The organism is Kitasatospora sp. NPDC097691 (genome assembly GCF_040302665.1).
In the GTDB taxonomy this organism is placed as follows: domain Bacteria; phylum Actinomycetota; class Actinomycetes; order Streptomycetales; family Streptomycetaceae; genus Kitasatospora.
The window spans coordinates 122,165-140,092 of sequence record NZ_JBEORY010000018.1 but is presented as its reverse complement, the minus strand read 5'-3'; the positions used below and the strand labels follow the sequence as shown (position 1 = coordinate 140,092).

General features: G+C 74.3%; 15 protein-coding genes. 10 read left to right on the top strand and 5 right to left on the bottom strand.

All coding sequences use genetic code 11. The features are described from left to right. From ABTY56_RS15895 to ABTY56_RS15885, 3 genes are all read right to left on the bottom strand, one after another. A partial coding sequence (locus ABTY56_RS15895) for a protein kinase domain-containing protein (RefSeq protein ID WP_350629342.1) occupies positions 1-1,781 on the bottom strand: 1,781 nt, incomplete at its 3' end. A 124-nt stretch (positions 1,782-1,905) separates the two neighbouring features. Next, positions 1,906-2,844: an alpha/beta fold hydrolase gene (locus ABTY56_RS15890; RefSeq protein ID WP_350629356.1), complete on the bottom strand. Its 939-nt coding sequence runs from the start codon at positions 2,842-2,844 to the stop codon at positions 1,906-1,908. A 354-nt stretch (positions 2,845-3,198) separates the two neighbouring features. Continuing rightward, positions 3,199-3,957, bottom strand: a complete 759-nt coding sequence (locus ABTY56_RS15885) for a dienelactone hydrolase family protein (RefSeq protein ID WP_350629341.1) — start codon at positions 3,955-3,957, stop codon at positions 3,199-3,201. 108 nt (positions 3,958-4,065) lie between these two features. On the opposite strand from ABTY56_RS15885, the gene ABTY56_RS15880 reads away from it, so the two are divergent. Then, positions 4,066-4,497 carry a DUF6191 domain-containing protein gene (locus ABTY56_RS15880; RefSeq protein ID WP_350629340.1) on the top strand — a complete coding sequence of 144 codons (432 nt, stop codon included), beginning with the start codon at positions 4,066-4,068 and terminating at the stop codon, positions 4,495-4,497. On the opposite strand, the gene ABTY56_RS15875 is transcribed toward ABTY56_RS15880, so the two are convergent. Both ABTY56_RS15875 and ABTY56_RS15870 read right to left on the bottom strand, forming a co-directional pair. Beyond that, positions 4,458-4,859 (bottom strand): VOC family protein, encoded by a 402-nt coding sequence (locus ABTY56_RS15875; RefSeq protein WP_350629339.1) that lies wholly within the window; start codon positions 4,857-4,859, stop codon positions 4,458-4,460. The genes ABTY56_RS15880 and ABTY56_RS15875 overlap by 40 nt on opposite strands. 106 nt (positions 4,860-4,965) lie before the next feature. Continuing rightward, positions 4,966-5,844: a (2Fe-2S)-binding protein gene (locus ABTY56_RS15870; protein WP_350629338.1), complete on the bottom strand. Its 879-nt coding sequence runs from the start codon at positions 5,842-5,844 to the stop codon at positions 4,966-4,968. A gap of 319 nt (positions 5,845-6,163) precedes the next feature. On the opposite strand from ABTY56_RS15870, the gene ABTY56_RS15865 reads away from it, so the two are divergent. The 9 genes from ABTY56_RS15865 to ABTY56_RS15825 all read left to right on the top strand — a co-directional run bounded on the left by ABTY56_RS15865 (position 6,164) and on the right by ABTY56_RS15825 (position 17,774). Next, complete coding sequence (locus ABTY56_RS15865) at positions 6,164-7,129, top strand: FecCD family ABC transporter permease (RefSeq protein ID WP_350629355.1); 966 nt, start codon at positions 6,164-6,166, stop codon at positions 7,127-7,129. Beyond that, entirely contained in the window at positions 7,126-8,160 is a 1,035-nt protein-coding gene (locus tag ABTY56_RS15860; RefSeq protein ID WP_502893131.1) for a FecCD family ABC transporter permease, read from the top strand. Before ABTY56_RS15865 ends, ABTY56_RS15860 begins: the two co-directional genes overlap by 4 nt. After that, positions 8,160-9,203 carry an ABC transporter ATP-binding protein gene (locus tag ABTY56_RS15855; RefSeq protein WP_350629337.1) on the top strand — a complete coding sequence of 348 codons (1,044 nt, stop codon included), beginning with the start codon at positions 8,160-8,162 and terminating at the stop codon, positions 9,201-9,203. Before ABTY56_RS15860 ends, ABTY56_RS15855 begins: the two co-directional genes overlap by 1 nt. A 46-nt stretch (positions 9,204-9,249) precedes the next feature. Further along, on the top strand, positions 9,250-10,245 hold the full coding sequence (locus ABTY56_RS15850) for an ABC transporter substrate-binding protein (RefSeq protein WP_350629336.1): 996 nt from the start codon (positions 9,250-9,252) through the stop codon (positions 10,243-10,245). 165 nt (positions 10,246-10,410) lie between these two features. Further along, entirely contained in the window at positions 10,411-11,637 is a 1,227-nt protein-coding gene (locus ABTY56_RS15845) for an ATP-grasp domain-containing protein (protein WP_350629335.1), read from the top strand. After that, on the top strand, positions 11,634-13,469 hold the full coding sequence (locus ABTY56_RS15840; RefSeq protein ID WP_502893130.1) for an IucA/IucC family protein: 1,836 nt from the start codon (positions 11,634-11,636) through the stop codon (positions 13,467-13,469). The genes ABTY56_RS15845 and ABTY56_RS15840 overlap by 4 nt, the downstream gene beginning before the upstream one ends. Continuing rightward, positions 13,466-14,689 carry an MFS transporter gene (locus ABTY56_RS15835; RefSeq protein ID WP_350629334.1) on the top strand — a complete coding sequence of 408 codons (1,224 nt, stop codon included), beginning with the start codon at positions 13,466-13,468 and terminating at the stop codon, positions 14,687-14,689. The genes ABTY56_RS15840 and ABTY56_RS15835 overlap by 4 nt, the downstream gene beginning before the upstream one ends. A 164-nt stretch (positions 14,690-14,853) precedes the next feature. Beyond that, on the top strand, positions 14,854-16,575 hold the full coding sequence (locus tag ABTY56_RS15830) for an IucA/IucC family protein (protein ID WP_350629352.1): 1,722 nt from the start codon (positions 14,854-14,856) through the stop codon (positions 16,573-16,575). Continuing rightward, positions 16,572-17,774 (top strand): type III PLP-dependent enzyme, encoded by a 1,203-nt coding sequence (locus ABTY56_RS15825; RefSeq protein WP_350629333.1) that lies wholly within the window; start codon positions 16,572-16,574, stop codon positions 17,772-17,774. Before ABTY56_RS15830 ends, ABTY56_RS15825 begins: the two co-directional genes overlap by 4 nt. Positions 17,775-17,928: the final 154 nt, after the last annotated feature.

The following is a 17,928-nucleotide window of genomic DNA, read 5'->3' as shown; positions in this document are numbered from 1 at the left end:
CCGTTCAGGTTGTCGTTGCTCATCCCGATCGGGCGCTGGTGCTTCACGCTGACGATGGTGCTCCAGCTGTTGCCGCCGCAGGACGCGGGGCGGCTCGGGCTCTGCGGCGGCGCCGCGGTGGAGCCGCCGCCGGAGGTCTGGGCCGGGGGCTGCGGGTTCTGGTTGGCGGGCGGGGCGGGCGGGTTGCCACCGGCGGCGCCGCCGGGCTGGTTCGCCTGCCCGCCCGCGGCCCCTGCCCCTGCCCCGGACCCGGACCCGCCGGTGGACGCGCCGCCGGCGGCCTGGCCCGGCGCCGGGACGGGGGCCTGCTGGTTGGGGGCGCCGGGGGCCGGCTGGTCCGGGTTCGGGACGGCCGTCGGGATGTCGGTCGGCGGCGGGGTGGCGGGCGCGGTGCCGGTCGCGGCGGCCGGGGTGCCGGCGGCCGGATTCGCGGGGACGGTGACCACGACGGTCGGCTGGGCGGCGGGCGGCGCGGTGGCGTCGGAGCCGCCGGGACTGCGGTCGATCAGCAGGGCGGTGGCGGTGCCCGCCGAGATGATGACGGGGATGATCACGGGCACCAGCAGGGTTCGACGGGACCGGCGCCGGCCGGGCTCGGTCTGCGCCTGGGGCTGCAGTTGCGGCTGCGGCTGCGGCTGCGGCTGCGGCTGCACATTCGCGACCTCGGCAGGCGCGGGGGCCTCCACGGCGGCGGGAGAGAGCACAGCCCCGGCCATGGCCCTGCCTTGCTCGGGTCCGCCTTGCTCGGGTCCGTCTTCCTCGGGTCCGTCTTCCGCGGGTCCGCCTTGCTTGGATCCCGTTGCCCCGGCCTCATCCTTCGCCGCCGACCCCGCGCCGGGCCGGAGGGCGATCGTCCGGCTGTCGACCGCCGCGGACCTGTCCTCGTTCGCTCCGCCCGCCGCCCCTCCCGCCCCACCCTCGCCGCCCTCGCCGCGCCCGGCACTGACGCCGACGCCGCCGAGTGCCGCACGCACAGCCGCCGCCATCTCGGCGGCGTCCGCGAACCGCTCCTCGGGCTTCTTGGCCAGTGCCCTGGCGACCAGCGCCCGGACCGCCGCCGGGAAGGCCTCCGGCAGCTCCGGCACCGGCTGGTTGACGTGCTTGAGCGCGATCTGCAGCGGCCCGTCCCCGGAGTACGGCGGCTCACCGACCAGCAGTTCGTAGCAGACCACACCGATCGAGTAGAGGTCGGTGGCCGGTCCCAGGGACGATCCCTCGGCCTGCTCCGGGGACATGTAGAGCGCGGTGCCGATGATCGCGAACGGGGCCGTGAGCTTGGTGCTGGCGATCGCCCGGGCGATGCCGAAGTCGGTGATGGCGACCCGGCCGTCGGTGCGCAGCATGAGGTTGGACGGCTTGATGTCCCGGTGCACGATGTCCCGCCGGTGCGCGGCGTGCAGTGCGTCCAGGGCGCCGGCCACCAGGTCGAGCGCGCGCTCGACGGTCATCGGGCCGGCGTCGGCCAGCACCCGGTCCAGCGGAAGGCCGTCGATCAGCTCCATCACGATGTAGGCGCAGCGTTCGTCGCCGTCCGCGCCGCTCTCGCCGTAGTCGTGGACGTCGACGACGCCGGGGTGGTCGATCGCGGCGACCAACTGGGCCTCCCGGCGGAAGCGCTGGGTGGCGGTGCCGTCCTCGAACAGCTCCGAGCGCAGGATCTTGACCGCCACCTGTCGTGCCAGCACGGTGTCCTCGGCCCGCCAGACCGAGCCCATCGCGCCGCCGCCGATCCGCTCGACCAGCCTGTACCGCCCGCCGAGCACGGTGCCCGCCCCGCTCATGCCCTTGTCCCCCAGTGTGTCGTGACCCGCCCCGCCGGGTCGTCGGCACACAGTGTGCCAGAGCGTGTCGTGTCCTCAGCAGACCGGATAGGGGCAGGAATTGAGCACGACCGTCGCCCGTCCGTCAGACCTTCCGGATGTATCGGGCGTGGTCGGAAACCTCCAGCGCGGCAGCGATGACCGCCCTGGGCTGGTCGGCGTGAACGGCGTGGCCGGAGCCGCGCACCACGATGTGCGTTCCCCTGGTGGCGCGGGACGCGATCTGCGACTGCATGGCGGTCCACCGGGAGCGCATCCTCCCCGGCAGCCCCTCGGTCGCGCTCAACACGGCCACCGGCACCTCGGGCAGCCGCGCGGTGGCGCGGCGCCGCCGCACCTCGGGGACGACGACGGTGGTCAGCCGGTTCTCGGCGAGGACGGTCCACCGCTGGTGGTGGTGCGCGACCACGGCCGCCTCGGCCCGCGCGAGCGGATCCGCCGGTCCGTGCGAGGAGGCCGCCAGTGCCGCACGGAGCATCCCCAGCCGGTTGAGCGCGGCTTCGGCGACGCGGATGGCCGGCGGCTGGAACTCCTCGTGCGCCGGATCCACCAGGACCAGCCCGGCCACCAGCTCCGGCTGCTGCCAGGCCAGGAGTTGGGCCAGCTGGCCGCCCCAGCTGTGGCCTACCAGGACGACGGGACCGGCGTCCAGATGGCGCACCAGAGCGGCGAGGTCGGCGAGTTGACCGTCCAGCGTCGGTGTCACGACCCCGGCCCGGCCGCTGCCGCGACAGGGGTCGCTGGCTCCGAGCCCGGCCCGGTCGTACGCCACCACCCTTCCGTGTCGCGCGAGTTCGGGCAGGACCGGCGTCCAGGTGAGTGACGGGGTGCCGCAGCCCGCGATCAGGACCACCGGCACGCCGGTGCCCTGACCGGCCTCCACCCAGCGCAACGCCCTTCCTTCGCGGTCGAGTTCACCCGGCCGCACCTCGCCGGGCGTGCATTCGGCGAATGCCTGCGCGATGGCGTCCTGGACGCTGCGCAGGCCCGGCCCCCCGGTCCGTGTCCCCCGCTTGTCTTGCATGGTGTGCACGTACGGCCCCCTGGATCCGTCGCTCGGCCCCGTTCCCCCGATGACCGCGCCCGCCCCCCGACACCCGCGGCGACACGGCCCGACTCATCGTCAGGCATCCGACGTTGTCCGGCCGGTGACTCCGATGCCCGAACTCCGTTCGTCCGGACCATGAACCGCGAACCAACAGATCGGGCGCGGACCGCACCGTCGGACCGCTGCGCCGGGCTGCACGGCCGGACCCGTGCCCACGGGGCGAAGCCACCGGACAGGCGGTCCGACGGCCCGGCGGTCCGGCGGTCCGGCGGTCCGGCAGTCAACGGCCCGGCGGTCCGACCTCAGGCCTCAGGCCTCAGGCCTCAGGCCTCAGGCCGGCAGGACGCGCTTCAGCAGGCCGAGCAGTTCCTCCCAGTGCCGCCCGTCGGCGACCGCGTCGTAGCGGGTGGTGTCGGCCTGGGTGTAGCCGTGCGGGGCGCCGGTGTAGACCTCGGCCCGGTACCGGACACCGGCCGCGGTGAGGGCCTCGGCGAGCCGGTCGATCTGCTCGGGCGGCAGCGACTCGTCCTGGTCCGCGTGGCCGAAGTACAGCTCGGCGGTGATCCGGTCGGCGCCCAGGTGCGGGCTGTCGGGGCGCTCGGTGGCGAGGTTGCCGCCGTGGAAGCCGGCCGCCACGGCGATCCGGTCGGGGTGGCTGGCGGCGGTGCGCAGGGCGAGGAGGGCGCCTCGGCAGTAGCCGGTGAGGCCGACCGGCCCGTCCTGGACCAGCGGTGACTCTCCGAGCCAGCGCAGGTAGGCGTCCGCGTCGCGCTCGGTCGCGTCGGGGGTGAGGGTGGCGAGCAACGGGCCGAGCTGGTCGAAGATCGCGTCGTCGCTCTCCGGGTCGATCAGCTCCGGCAGTTCGACGACCGGCGCGCGGCCGTTCCGGTAGAAGGCGTTGGGGACGAGCACCGCGTACCCGGCCGCGGCGAGGCGGTCGGCCATGCGCTTCAGGTGCGGCCGGAGCCCGAAGGCGTCCATGTAGAGGATGACGCCCGGGTGGGCCCGGCCGTCGTCGGGATGGGCGAGGTAGGCGTCGGCGGTGCCGTCCGCCGTCCGGATGTCCACGAGGGTTCCGCGCACGGTCATGGTGAGGGCGCTCCTTCCGTTGGTGTGGCAGCGTATCCGGCGAACGTGGCTCCCGGCTCGAACGGGTGCCCGGGGAACGCCTCCGCCCCGGTCCGGCGTTGAGCGGGCATGGGGTTGATCGTGGGTGTGGTGGCGACGGTGGCGGCGTTACTGGGGCTGGCCGCGCTGGCGGTGTACCAGATCCGGGACGAGGCGTCGCCGCGCCCGCGGCAGCGGGGGCCCGGGGTCGCGGGGTTGGGCGCCGGCGGGCTGGACGAGCTGCACGCGCTGTTCAGCCCCGGCAAGCGGATCCAGGTCGAGCAGAAGAGGGAGCAGCTGGCGCTGCGGGACGACGCGCAGGCCGGATCGCCGCCGCACTTCGGTGTGGACCTGGACCGGGGCGTGGCGGTACTGCGCGGTGGGGCCGGGGAACCCCTGCTCGGCTCGGCGCCGCGCGGCGGGGCCGGGGAGTCCGCGCCCGGTCCGGCGCCGCGCGACGGGAGCGGAACGGGCCCGGCCGGTCAGGCCCCCCAGGTGCGGGAGCAGAGCACCAGCCGGTAGCCGTCCGGGTCTGCCACCGTCACGCCGAACTCGTCCCAGTACGGGTTGTGGGCCTCGACCCGGGTGCCGCCGGCCGCTTCCAGCCGGGCGGCCAGGGCCTCGTCCACCGGCGCACCGAGGTAGACGACGAACAGGTCGTCCACCGTCGGGGTGGGTTCCAGCGGCTGCTCCGGGTCGTTGGTCAGCTCGAAGTGCCAGGCACCACCGGGCGGGCCGACCATCAGCAGGTCGTGCTCGCCGGAGACCCGCTCGGTCGTGCGCCACAGCACGTCGAGGCCGAGGCCGCCGACGTAGAAGCGCTCGGCCGCAGCGAGGTCTCGCGAGGGACGGGCGATCCGGACCCGCATGGTGGAATCGATCATGCCGGTGACCATAGCCGACGTCACCGACAACAAACCACGGTGCCCGGTACGGCTGTGGACGGCCCGTCAGCGACCCAGCAGCCCGGCGCGCCGCCGTTGCTCGCGGTCAGAGCCGCCGCAGCCGTTCCTCGTCGGAGGTGCGCGGGCAGGTCAGGCAGGCGACGGCCTCGGGCTCGACCGCGTAGTAAAGACAGCAGCCGAGCCGGGTGCGGGTGTGGTGGGTGCGCCCGTCGGGGGTGCGCAGACGGCGGAAGTCGGCGGCGCCCGGGAGCGGCTGCGTGCCGCCGGGCAGAACGGCCCCGGTGGCGGTGACGGCGGTGTCCTCGTCGCCGAGCATCCGGCCGAGGTACCAGACGGCGGAGGCGAGGTCGTCCGTCACCATGCCCCAGAGCGCCCGGTCGTGGCGCCGGGTGGGCCCGGCGAACGCCGCGAGCAGCGGCTCGACGTGCGCGACCACGGCGGCCCGCAGTTCGGCGCGGAGCTCGTCGTCACCGGGGAGGGTCACGTGGCCGCGCGGGCGCAGGGCGAGCGCGCCGGTGGGAGCGTGCAGCCAGAGGTCGGTGGGGTCGACGACGGGCACCCTCCGGGCGAGGTGCCACGGCCCGGCGACGATCAGGCAGGCCGACCAGACGTAGTGGTGCAGCAGCCGGGAGGCCGTGACGTGCGGCCGCGGGGCGCGGCCGTGCCGGGCCGCGATCCGGGACTCCTCGCCGGCCAGGACGGCGGCCAACGCCCGTTCGTCGGTGGCGATCCGGGCTCCGGAGTACCAGCCGTCGGCGGCGCGCGGGGCGGGTTCGGCGGCGTCGAGCAGCCGCAGCTCCAGCACCGGGCACAGCTCCAGCAGCCGCCGGTAGTCACCGACGAGCGCGCCGGGCACGGTGGACGCGGCGGACGGGACGAGCGCGCCGGACACGACGAGCGCGGCGGATGCGCCGGACCCGTCGGACGGGACGAGCGCGGCGGACGCGCCGGACACGGTGGACACGGCGGGTTGCAGGGCGCCGCGAGGCGCGACGGACAGGGGTGTTCCGGGAACCATCGACACTCCCGAGATCGATTCCGCATGATCGATTAAGGTGAGGCTCACCTTACAATGCCTCATACCGCGGGGCGACCGGGGTCGATCCCGGGCGATCAGTCCGTCCCGGCAGTCCGATCGACACATCGGACCAATCGAGGACGAAATCGCCCCGACCTTGACGAACTTAGGTAAACCTAACCTAAGATATTGCCTCGTGCTGAGAACCGACCCGCCCGCCCCCGCGGCCCCGGCGACGCCCCGCCCCTCGGCGGCCCGGCAGCCCCTGCTGCTGGGCGCCGGCGTGTGTGCGCTCGTGCTGTGCGCTGCCCTGAGCCTTGCGCTGGGCTCCCGATCCATTCCGCTGTCGACCGTCGTCGATGCCCTCACCGGCGCCGCACACGGCGGTGACGCCGATGTGGTGACGGGCCTTCGGGTCCCGCGCACGCTCATCGGACTGGCCGTCGGGGCCGCGCTCGGCGTCGCCGGGGCGGTCGCCCAGGGCGTCACCCGCAACCCGCTGGCCTCCCCGGTCACCCTCGGCATCAACGCGGGCGCGAGCCTCGCCGTGGTCGCCGCGATCTACACGCTGGGCCTCTCCCGCCCGGTCGAGTACGTCTGGTTCGCCTTCGCCGGAGCAGCCGTCGCCGCCGTCGCCGCGTACGCGATGTCCCGGCGCGGCGGGGACCTCGACCCGATCCGGCTCGCGCTCGGCGGCACCGTGCTCACGGTGGTGCTCACCTCCTGGACCTCGGCGCTGATGCTGGCCAGTCACCGCACGCTGGACGAGGCCCGGTTCTGGCTGGCCGGCTCGATCGCCGGGCGGCACCTGGACACCCTCACCCCCGTCCTGCCCTTCCTCGCGCTCGGCCTGATCGGCGCCCTCGCCATCTCCCCCGCGCTCAACGCGCTGGCCCTCGGCGACGAGACCGCGCAGTCGCTGGGCGTGCCGGTGGCCCGGATCCGGGTGGCCGGCGGGCTCGCCGTCGTCCTGCTCGCGGGCAGCGCGGTGGCCGTCGCCGGACCGGTGGCGTTCATCGGACTGGCCGCGCCGCACCTGGTCCGTCCGCTGCTCGGCAACGACCACCGCTGGCTGCTGCCGGGCTGCCTGATCGCCGGTCCGCTGCTGCTGCTCACCGCCGACGTGCTCGGTCGGCTGGTGGTCCGCCCGTCCGAGATCGAGGTCGGCATCGTGACCGCGTTCCTCGGCGCGCCGCTGCTCGCGGTGCTGGCCCGGAAGGTGGCCCGGTGACCGCGCTCGCCCTCCCCGCCCGGGCCCTCGCCCGCCGCCGGACCCGTACCGCCGTCTGGTCGCTGGTCGCCGCCGCGCTGCTGGTGCTGCTGACCGGGATCGCGCTCGGCACCGGGCAGGTCGACATCCCCGTCTGGGACGCCCTGCGCGCGCTCGTCGGCCAGGGCGAGCCCGGCAACGTCCTGGTGGTGCAGCAGTTCCGCGCACCCCGCGTCGTCTCCGCCCTGATCGCGGGCGCCGGGCTGGCGATGGCCGGCTCGATGCTGCAGCGGCTGTTCCGCAACCCGCTGGCCGCCCCCGACACCATCGGCATCACCGGCGGCGCCTCCTTCGGCGCGGTGCTGATGCTGGCCACCGGCGCCTCCCAGCAGCTGATCCCGCTGGCCGCGGTCGGCGGCGGGCTGCTCGCGGCGCTGCTGCTCGGCGGCTTCGCCTGGCGCTCGAAGATGGCCGTCACCCGCCTGGTGCTGGTCGGCCTGGCGGTGCAGCAGGGCCTGGCCGCCGCCGTGAACCTGATGATCGTACGGTTCCCGGCCGAGCTGGCCTCCTCGGCACTGCAGTGGACCACCGGCTCGCTCTACGGCCGCAACTGGACCGAGGTATGGATCGGCGGCTCCGCCATCGCGCTGACCGCGGTCGGCGTCCTGCTCTGCCAACGGCGGGTCGCCGTGCTCGACCTCGGCGACGACTCGGCCGGCGGCCTCGGCCTGAACCCGGCCCGCGACCGGCTCCTGCTGCTGCTGCTCACCATCACCCTCGCCTCGCTGGCCGCCGCCCTCACCGGGCCGGTCGCCTTCGTCGCGCTCGCCGTCCCGCACCTGGTCCGGCTGCTCGCCGGGCCGCCCACCCTCGGCACCCTCGGTCTCACCGCGCTCACCGGCGCCGTGCTGCTGCTCTCCGCCGACCTCCTGGTGCTCCACGTGATCCCCGTCCACGGCCTGCCGGTCGGTGCCGTCACCGCCACCCTCGGCGCGCCCTGGCTCCTGGTGCTGATGATCCGCCAGAGCCGGCTTCCCCAGAGGAGCAGCTGATGACCTCCGCCGAGACCTCCACCGCCGCTGCCACCGCGCCCGCTGTCACCGCAGCTGCCACCGCGACCGCTGCCGACACCCCCGCCGCGGCTGCCGGCCGGACCCCTCCGGCAGCCTCCGCCACGACCGCGAACCGGCTCGCCGCCCGGGGCCTCGGCCTGCGCTACGGCGACCGGACCATCGTCGAGGGCCTCGACCTCGAACTGCCCGGCAACGCCGTCACCGCCATCGTCGGACCGAACGCCTGCGGCAAGTCGACGCTGCTGCGCGGGCTCGTCCGGCTGCTCGACCCGGCCGCCGGCACCGTCACCCTGGACGGCGCCGACATCCACCGGATGCCCGCCCGGGCGCTCGCCAAGCGGATGGGCCTGCTTCCGCAGCAGCCGGTCACCCCGGAGGCGGTCACGGTCGAGGCACTGGTCCGGCTCGGGCGGTACCCGCACCAGCGGATGCTCAGCCCCTGGTCCAAGGCCGACCAGGCCGCCGTCGAGGAGGCGCTGGAGCGTACCGGCACCGCCGAGCTGCGCGACCGGCAGGTCGACCGGCTCTCCGGCGGGCAGCGCCAGCGGGTCTGGATCGCGCTCGCGCTCGCCCAGGAGACCGACCTGCTGCTGCTCGACGAGCCGACCACCTTCCTGGACCTGCGCCACCAGCTCGACGTGCTCGACCTGGTCGCCGACCTGCACGCCGAGGCCGGACGCACCGTCGTCATGGTGCTGCACGACCTCGGGCAGGCCGCCCGGTACGCCGATCACCTGGTGGTGCTCAAGGACGGACGGCTCGCGGCCGCCGGTCCGCCGTCGGAGGTGCTGACGGCCGAGCTGGTGGAGGCCGTCTTCCAGGTGCCGTGCCGGGTCGTGCCCGATCCGGAGACCGGCACGCCGCTGGTCGTGCCGCGGGCGCGGGTGCGGGTGCGCGGCTCCGGTGCCGCCGCTGCCGGTGCTGCGGCCGCCGGTGCCAGTGCCGGTGCTGCGGCCGCCGGTGCCGCTGCCCGTGCTGCTACCACTGCCGCCGCGTCCGACCCGGCTTCCGCCGCCGTCTGAACTCCCCTCCCCCGTCCCCCTGTTCGACCCGATCCAAGGAACCCTGATGAACCGCCGACTCCCCGTCGCCGTCCTCGCCGTCGCCCTCTCGACCACCCTGCTCGCCGCCTGCGGCAGCAGCGGGGACGGTGCCAAGTCGGGCGGCGACTCCGCGTCCTCCGCCTCGGCCGACACCGCCGCAGGCTTCCCGCGCAGCGTCAAGCACGCCGCGGGCACGGCCGAGCTCAAGAGCCGACCCAAGCGCGTCGTCGTCCTCGACAGCGGCGAGCTGGACGACGTCACGCTGCTCGGCATCACGCCGGTCGGCGCGGTGTCCCCGCACATGAAGACCGAGGGCGGGTTCCCGAACTACCTCAAGGACAAGATCAAGGACACCAAGGACGTCGGCCCGATGAACGAGCCGAACCTTGAGCTGATCGCCTCCCTCAAGCCCGACCTGATCCTCTCCTCCAAGGTCCGGCACGCCAAGGTGTACTCCCAGCTGAACGCGATCGCCCCGACCGTGCTGGCCGAGACCACCGGGTTCCCGTGGAAGGAGAACCTGGCGCTGTACGCCCAGGCGCTCGGCAAGGAGGACGAGGCGAAGAAGGCCCTCGCGGACTACGAGGCACGCGCGAAGAAGCTCGGCGAGGAGATCAGGACCAAGTTCAACGGGACCATGCCGACCGCTTCGGTGGTCCGCTTCGTGACCGGCCCGACCCGCCTGTACGCCAAGTCCTCCTACAGCGGCGTGGTGCTCAAGGACGTCGGCCTGACCCGCCCGGCCTCCCAGGACGTGGACCAGAACATCATCGAGGTCAGCGCCGAGCAGATCAACCAGGCCGACGCCGACCTGGTGTTCGTCACCACCGCCGACGACCCCACCAAGACCAAGGAGAGCGAGGTCCAGCAGACCCCGGTCTGGCAGGGCCTGAACGCCGTCAAGAACAACAAGGTGTTCAACGTCCCGGACGAGACCTGGATGTCCGGCATCGGTGTCCAGGCCGCCGACGCGATGCTCGTCGACATCGCCAAGGCCGCGGGCGTGGACGCGCCCAAGTAGTCGTCCCGCGGACGCGCCGAACGGATGCAGGCGAGCGCCGAGCGCCGACCGCCGACACGCGATAGATGACACCCGATAGATGACAGATGACAGCTGACAGATTTCGAAAGTTGTCAGCTGTCATCCGTTCGCCCACTCTCCCCCGCCATCCCTCCGAGGACCCCCATGCGGCTCTACCTGCTCGCCCTGAACCCCACCGACTCGGTCACCACCGGCTTCCTGCCCGCCGCCGCCCGGCTCGGGCTCGACGTCACCGTCCTCACCGACTGCGCCGAACCCCACCGCCAGGCCTACGCCACGCTCCCCTTCGCCGCGCCCGAGGTCCTGGAGTGCGACGTGCGCGACTTCCGCGCCGTGGTCAGCCTGATCTCCCGCCTCGCCCTGGCCTCCCCAGGCCACGCACCCGACGCGGTGTTCAGCAACAGCGACCACCTGCAGACCCAGACCGCCCTGGCCGCCGAGTACTTCGGCCTCCCCGCCAAGGACTGGAAGGCCGCGCTGCGCGCCAAGGACAAGGGCCAGCTGCGCCGCCACCTCACGCTGACCGGCCAGGACACCGTCTGGTCCGCCGAGTTGGCCCCCGGGCAGGACCCGGCCGAGCTGGACCCGCCGTTCCCCTGCGTGGTCAAGCCCCGCGAGGGTGTGGCCAGCGAGGACGTCACCCTGGTCACCGACGCCGCCGAACTCGCCGCCCGCTGCAAGGAGATCCAGCACCGCAGGGCCGACGCCACCCTGGTGGTCGAGGAGTTCCTGGACGGACAGCTGTACACCCTGGAGACCCTCGGCGACGGCCACCGCCGGCACGTCCTCGGCGGCTTCCGCACCCGGCTCTCCCCGCCGCCGGACTTCATCGAGGAGCTGCTCACCTTCGTCCCGGCGCACCCGCGGCCCGTGGTCGACCAGGTGCTCACTCAACTCGACGCGCTCGGCGTCGGGTTCGGCGTCTGCCACACGGAGTTCGTGCTCCAGCCGGACGGCCGCGCCCGCATCATCGAGGTCAACTACCGTGCCATCGGCGACCAGTGCGACCTGATGCTCGCCGAGATCCTCGACATCCCGCTGTTCGAGCTCGTCCTCGGCGTGCACCTGGGCCGCGAGCTGCCCGCCGACCTGACGGAGAGGTGCGCCGCCACACCCCGCCGGGCCCGCAACGAGCTGGTCTGCGCCGAGCGCGCCGGTGTCCTCACCGCCGCCCCCGGCCCGTACGACGAGGAACGCGACGGCGTCCGGCTCGCCTACCGACCGCTGCGCGCGCTCGGCGAACGTCACGAGCTCTACCGCACCAACCGCGACTACCTGGGCGTCATCTGGGCAGTCGGCACCGATCAGGGCGCGGTGGACGCCGCCGTCGCCCGCTTCCTCGCCGCCAACCGCTGGGAGATCACCCCGTGACCGCCGGAGACCCGCCCGCGGCCGAGGCCCACCCAGCCGCCACCGCCGACGCCGACGCCACGGCCACGGCCACCGCCACCGCCACCGCCACCGCCACCGCCACCGCGCAGCTCACCCTGCGGGTGCTCTCCGCCCTGCTGCGCGAGGACGTCCTCGGCCTGCGCAGCCGAGGCACCGTCGAGAACCGTCCGGACGGCCCCTGGCTGACCGTCCCCGAGGCGCGGCTCGCCCTGCCGGTGGCCCCGGAGGGCTTCCAGTGCGAGTATGCCGCCCGGCTGCCGCTGCTGGAGCTCGACGGGCATCGGATCACCGGCCCGGACACCGTCGTGACAGCCCTCGCCGAACTGGCCGACGCCGAGGACCGGCCCGGCTGGGCGGCCTTCGCCGAGGAGTGCCGCCAGACCCTCGCCACCATGGAGCTGCACGAGCGGGTCCGCGTAGAAGTGCACGACCGGCTGACCGACCTGTACGGCGCCGATCCGGCCGACTGGACCGGCCCCGCCGCCGCCCTCGGCCACGACACCCTGGCCGCCCACATCGACCACCCGGTCTACCCGACTGCGCGCGGCCGCTCCGGGCTCACCGAGACCCAACTCCGCGCCTACGCACCCGAGTTCCACCCGGCCTTCGAGCTGCGTTGGCTGGCCGTGCCGACCGGTGCGCTGACCGTCCACGGCGAACGGCCGCTGCCCAGCTGGTGGCCCACCCCGGCCTGGCTCGGCCTCGCCGACCGGTGCCCCGGCGACGGCTGGGCCACCCTGCCGGTCCACCCGCTCACCGTCGGCGCGCCGCTGGACGAGGCGCTGGCCGCCACCGGCCTGGCCGACCGCGCGGTGCTCGCCGAACGGCCGTACCTGACCGTCGTCCCGACCCTGTCCATGCGCACCGTCGCCGTCGCCGACGACCCCGAGTGCCACCTCAAGCTCCCGCTCGCCACCGCCACCCTGGGCCGCCTCAACCGCCGCACCATCAAGCCCGGCACGCTGCTCGACGGCGCGGCCGGCCAGCGGCTGATCGAGGCCGTGCTGGAGCGCGAGCCGCGGTTCGCCGGCCGGATCCTGCATGCCGACGAGCAGACTTGGGCGCACGCCGGGCACGAGCTGCTGGCCGTCCTGCTGCGCCGCTACCCGGCGGGGCTGGAGCGGGCGTCGACCGTCCCGCTGGCCGCCCTGCTGGCCCCCGCGCCCGACGGCCGCCTGGTCATCGACCACCTCGCCGACCGCTACCACGGTGGCTCCGTCCTGGCCTGCTACGACGCCCTGCTGGAGCTGCTGCTGGACTGGCAGACCACGCTGTTCGGCTACGGCATCGCCCTGGAGTCGCACCAGCAGAACACCTCGCTGGTACTCGACGAGGACGGTCTGCGGCTGCTCTACAAGGACGACGACGGCCCGCGCGTGAACACCGCCCGGATGACCGCCGCCCTCGGCGAACTCGCCCCTTCCGTAGACGAGTTCGACGATGCGCGGATCTTCGGCGAGGACGACCGGGCACTGGTCGACCTCTTCGCCACCATCACCGGCCACCTGTGCACCGGCTCGGTCGCCTTCGGCCTCGCCGCCCACGGCCGGGCCGAACTCCCGGACGCCCTCACCCTGTTGCGCAAGCGCACGGCGGAGGCCGTGGAGCGGCTGGGGCCGGTGGGCGAGCCGCTGCGAACGGCCCTGCTGGACGCCGAGCGGCTGCCGGTCAAGGCCATGGTCACCGCCGGGACGCTGCTCACCAAGCAACGCTCGGGCGCCGCCGACATCAACAAGCACTACACCACCGGCCCGAACTACCTGCGCGACGCCGCACGCAGCTCCGCGCACGGCGACGGGTCCGCCCGATGACGGTGGAGACCCTGCCGCAGCACTCGCAGCCCGCGACCGCGCACTCCGAAGGGCTCGGCCGACGCCAGGTGCACGCCGTCGCGGCCTGCTACTTCGTCGCCTCCTTCGCCGCACTCGGTCTCCCGCCGTACCTGACCGCGATCCTGCCCGGTCTCGGCGACCCGCAGGCCCGCTGGGCCGGCATCCTGTACATCGTGCCGACGGTGTTCAGCGGGCTCGGCGCGCCGCTGTGGGGCCGGCTGGCCGACCGTTTCGGCCGCAAACGGCTGCTGCTGCGCGCCCAACTCGGGCTCACCGTCTCCTTCCTGCTCGCCGGCGCCGCCGACAGCCTGCCCGCCTTCACCCTCGCGCTGGTCCTCCAGGGCTTCCTCGGCGGCACCTTCGCTGCCACCAACGGCTACCTGGCCGCCGCGCTCGACGGCAGCCGGCTCTCCCGCGCGCTCACCCTGATGCAGGGCAGCGCACGGGCGGCCCTGGTGGCCGCGCCGATCCTGGTCGGGGCGCTCTCCCCGTGGATCGACCCGCACCGCCAGTACCTGGTGATGGCCGTACTCCCGCTCGCCGCAGCGGTGCTCCTCTCGCTGCTGCCCGAACCGGCGTGCCCCGAGGCCCCGGAGGCCACCGCGGGCCGGGCGTCCGGGAAGGCCGCCTCGGCGCCGCTCCTGACGCTCTACGCCTTCGAGTTCGTCTTCGTCTTCGCGACGGTCATCTCCTTCCCCTACCTCATCGCCCTTGCCGAGCAGCGCCTGCCCGGCGTGGACGGCACCACCACCGGCGTGCTGTTCGCCCTGCCGCACCTGTGCTACCTGGTGTTCGCCGCCCGCACCCACCGGCTGTTCGACTCCCGCCCGCACACCGGCATCGCGATCGGCTTCGGCTTCGTCGCGCTCGGCCTGGCCGGGCACGCGGTCGCGTACTCGCTGCCCGTGTTCATCGCCGTCCGACTGCTGCTCGGGGGCGGGCTCACGCTGGGCCTCGTCTGCCTCGCGGTGCTCGCCGCCGGGGCCGCCAAGGGGCGCCCGCCCGGCCGGATGTTCGGCACCCTCGAACTCGTCTCCAAAGGTGGTGCCGTCGCCGCCGGCGCCGTCGCCGCGCTGGCCAACGGGCGATTCGGTGCCGCCGCCCCCGTGGTGGCCGGAACCGCCGCCGCCCTGCTGGCCGCCGTCGCAGCCACCGCCCTCACCCTCCCGTCCCTCCGCCAGCGCTGGAGTCGCCGATGACCGCCGAGCAGATGACCACCGCGCAGATGACCGCAGAACAGACCGCGGAACAGGCCGCCGAACAGGCTGCCGAACGCACGACTGCCGAGCAGACGGTCACCGCGCAGACGACCGCCGAACAGGCTGCCGAGCAGACGACCCGCGAGCCGAACCCCGGCGAGCCCATGAACGACGAACTGCCCACCTCCGACGAGGTGGTGGCCCACACCCTGCTGAACTGCCTGCTGCGCGAGGTCTCCGGCCCCGAGCACCAGACCGCCGCCGACGACGGACGCCTGCTGCTGCGACTGCCCCGCCGAGGCGCGCTGCTGCGGGTCGCCCTGCGCCGCACCTCGCTGCTCGGCGCGCATCGCTTCACCGGCCCGGTCGAAGTCGAACATGACGGCGACTGGGCCGAGTTGGGCTGGCCGGAGCTGGCCGGGTACGTCCAGGACGAACTGGAGCTGCGCACCGGCACGGTCAACGAGGAGTTCCTCGCCCAGGTGGCCTCCAGCCACGACGGCGTCCGCCAGGGTCTGGACCGCCGCCCGGCCGCCGGGGCCGACCGCTACCTGGAGTCCGAGCAGGCCCTGCTGTTCGGCCACCGTTTCCACCCGGCCCCCAAGTCCCGCTCCGCCGCCCGCGGCGACTGGCGCCACTACGCCCCGGAGTCCCGCGCGGACTTCCGGCTGCGCCACTTCGCCGTCCGCTCCGAACTGCTGGCCGAGGAGTCGCTGGACGGGCGCGCCACCGCCCTGCTGGACGGCCTCGGCGCCGTGCCGGACGGCTACCGACTGCTGCCCGCCCACCCCTGGCAGTACCAACTCATCGGCGACCGACCGCTGTTGCGCGATGCCATGACCCGGGGTGACGTCCTCGACCTCGGCCCGCGCGGCGAGCGGTTCACCGCCACCGCCTCGGTGCGCACCCTGTACGGCGCCGGCGCCTTCCTGAAGTTCAGCCTCAACGTGCGCATCACCAACTGCCTGCGCAAGAACGCCGCTTACGAACTCACCGGCGCCGTGGCACTCACCCGGCTGCTCGCCCCGGCGCTCGCCGACCTCGCCCGGCGCTTCCCCGGCGCGGCGATGCTCCGCGAGCCGGCCTTCCGCACCCTCGCCCTGCCCGGCATCGACGGCCGCCCCGACCGGGCGCTGTACGAGGGCTTCGGCCTGATCGTCCGCGAGGGCTTCGACAGCGTGCTGCGCCCCGGCGTCACGCCGCTGCTCGCGGCCGCCGTCGCCGACGAACACCCGACCAGCTCGGCGCACATCTCCCGTCTGCTGGACGGCGGTTCAGGTGGACACGCGGACGGCGCGAGGGCGCTCGACTGGTGGCGCGCCTACCTGCGGCTGCTCGTCCCGCCGGTCCTGGCCGCCTACTTCGACCACGGCGTGGTACTGGAGCCGCACCTGCAGAACGTGCTCATCGGCGTGGACGCCACCGGGCACCCCGTCCAGGTGCTCTTCCGCGACCTGGAGGGCACCAAGCTCGTCCCCGAGCACAACGCCGACATCCTCGCCGCCCTCCCGCCCGAGGTGGCCGGCCCGATGACGTACGACGCCGAACGCGGCTGGGACCGCGTGGTCTACTGCCTGCTGGTCAACCACGTCTCCGAGCTGCTCGCCGCCCTCGCGGACCGCCACCCCGAGCTGGAGTGCGCGCTCTGGCAGGCCGTCCGGGACACCCTGGAGGAGTACGCCGCCGCCCACGGCTGCCCGCCCCGGCTGCGCGCCCTGCTCGCCGGCGTCCCGCTGCCCGCCAAGGCCAACCTGCTGACCCGCTGGGAGCGCAAGGCCGACCGCGAGGCCGGCTACGTCCGGCTGCCCTCCCCACTGGCCGGCTCCGTCCTCGCCGAAGCCGCCCGCATGCCCGTCCGCCTTCCCGCCGGGAGCACCGCCCGATGACCGAGACCGTCCGCAGCCACGTCGCCGCCCTCGCGTCCGACGAACTGCCCGCCTACGTCTACGACCTGGCCGCGCTGCGCGAGCACGCCGCCGCCGTCCGGGCCGCGCTGCCCGAGCGGGTCGAGCTGTACTACGCCGCCAAGGCCAACCCGGAGGCGCCGCTGCTCACCGCGCTGCGCGACGCGGTCGACGGCTACGAGGTCTCCAGCGGTGGCGAGTTGGCGCACGTACGAGCCGCCGTGCCGGACGCACCGCTGGCCTTCGGCGGGCCGGGCAAGACCCCGGCCGAGATCGCCGCCGCGGTGGCGGCCGGGGTGCACCGCTGGCACGTCGAGAGCGAGCAGGAGCTGCACCGGCTCGCCGCCGTGCTCGCGGAGCGGCCGGGGGCGGTCGTGGACGTGCTGCTCCGGGTCAACCTGGCGGTCACCACGGACGTGCTCGACGCGGTGCCGCTCGCGATGGGCGGACGGCCCACACCGTTCGGTCTGGACCCGGAGCAGGCCGAGGAGTGCGTCCGGCTGCTCACCGATGGCGGCCCACTGGGGCGCCGGCTGCGCCTGCGCGGCGTGCACGCCCACCTGGCGAGCGGCCTCGACGCGGCGGAGCAGCTGTCGGTCGCCTCGCAGATCGTCGCCTGGTCCGCCTCGCTCGCCGAACGGCACGGCTTCCCGCTCGACGAGGTCAACATCGGCGGCGGGATGGCCGTGGACTACGAGGACCCGGCCGCGCGCTTCGACTGGAAGGCCTTCGGCGAGGGGCTGGCCGAGCTGCTCGGCGCCCACCCTGCGCTCACCCTGCGGATCGAGCCGGGCCGGGCGCTGACCGCCCACTGCGGCTGGTACGCGACCGAGGTCCTGGACGTGAAGCGGAGCCACGGCGAGGACTTCGCGGTGGTCCGTGGCGGCACCCACCACCTGCGCACCCCGGTGACCCGTGGGCACTCCCAGCCCTTCGCGGTGCTCCCGGTGGACCTCTGGCCGCACCCGTGGCCGCGCCCCGCCGTGACCGCCGGCCGCGCCACCCTGGCCGGCCAGCTCTGCACCCCGAAGGACGTCCTCGCCCGCGCGGCCGAGGACGCGGCGGGGCTGCGGGCGGCGGACCGCGTGCTGTTCGCCATGGCGGGCGCATACGCGTGGAACATCTCGCACCACGAGTTCCTGATGCACCCTCGCCCGGGCTTCCACTATCTGGGCGGGTGACGAATGACAACAGACAGATGACAGCTGACAGATTTCGAAATCTGTCAGCTGTCATCTGTCATCCGTCGGCTGTCATCTGTCAGCGGTCGGCTGTCAGTCGTGCGCGACCCCCGGTCCGCCGCAGCCCCCTTCCCGCTCTCGTGGGAGAGTGGTA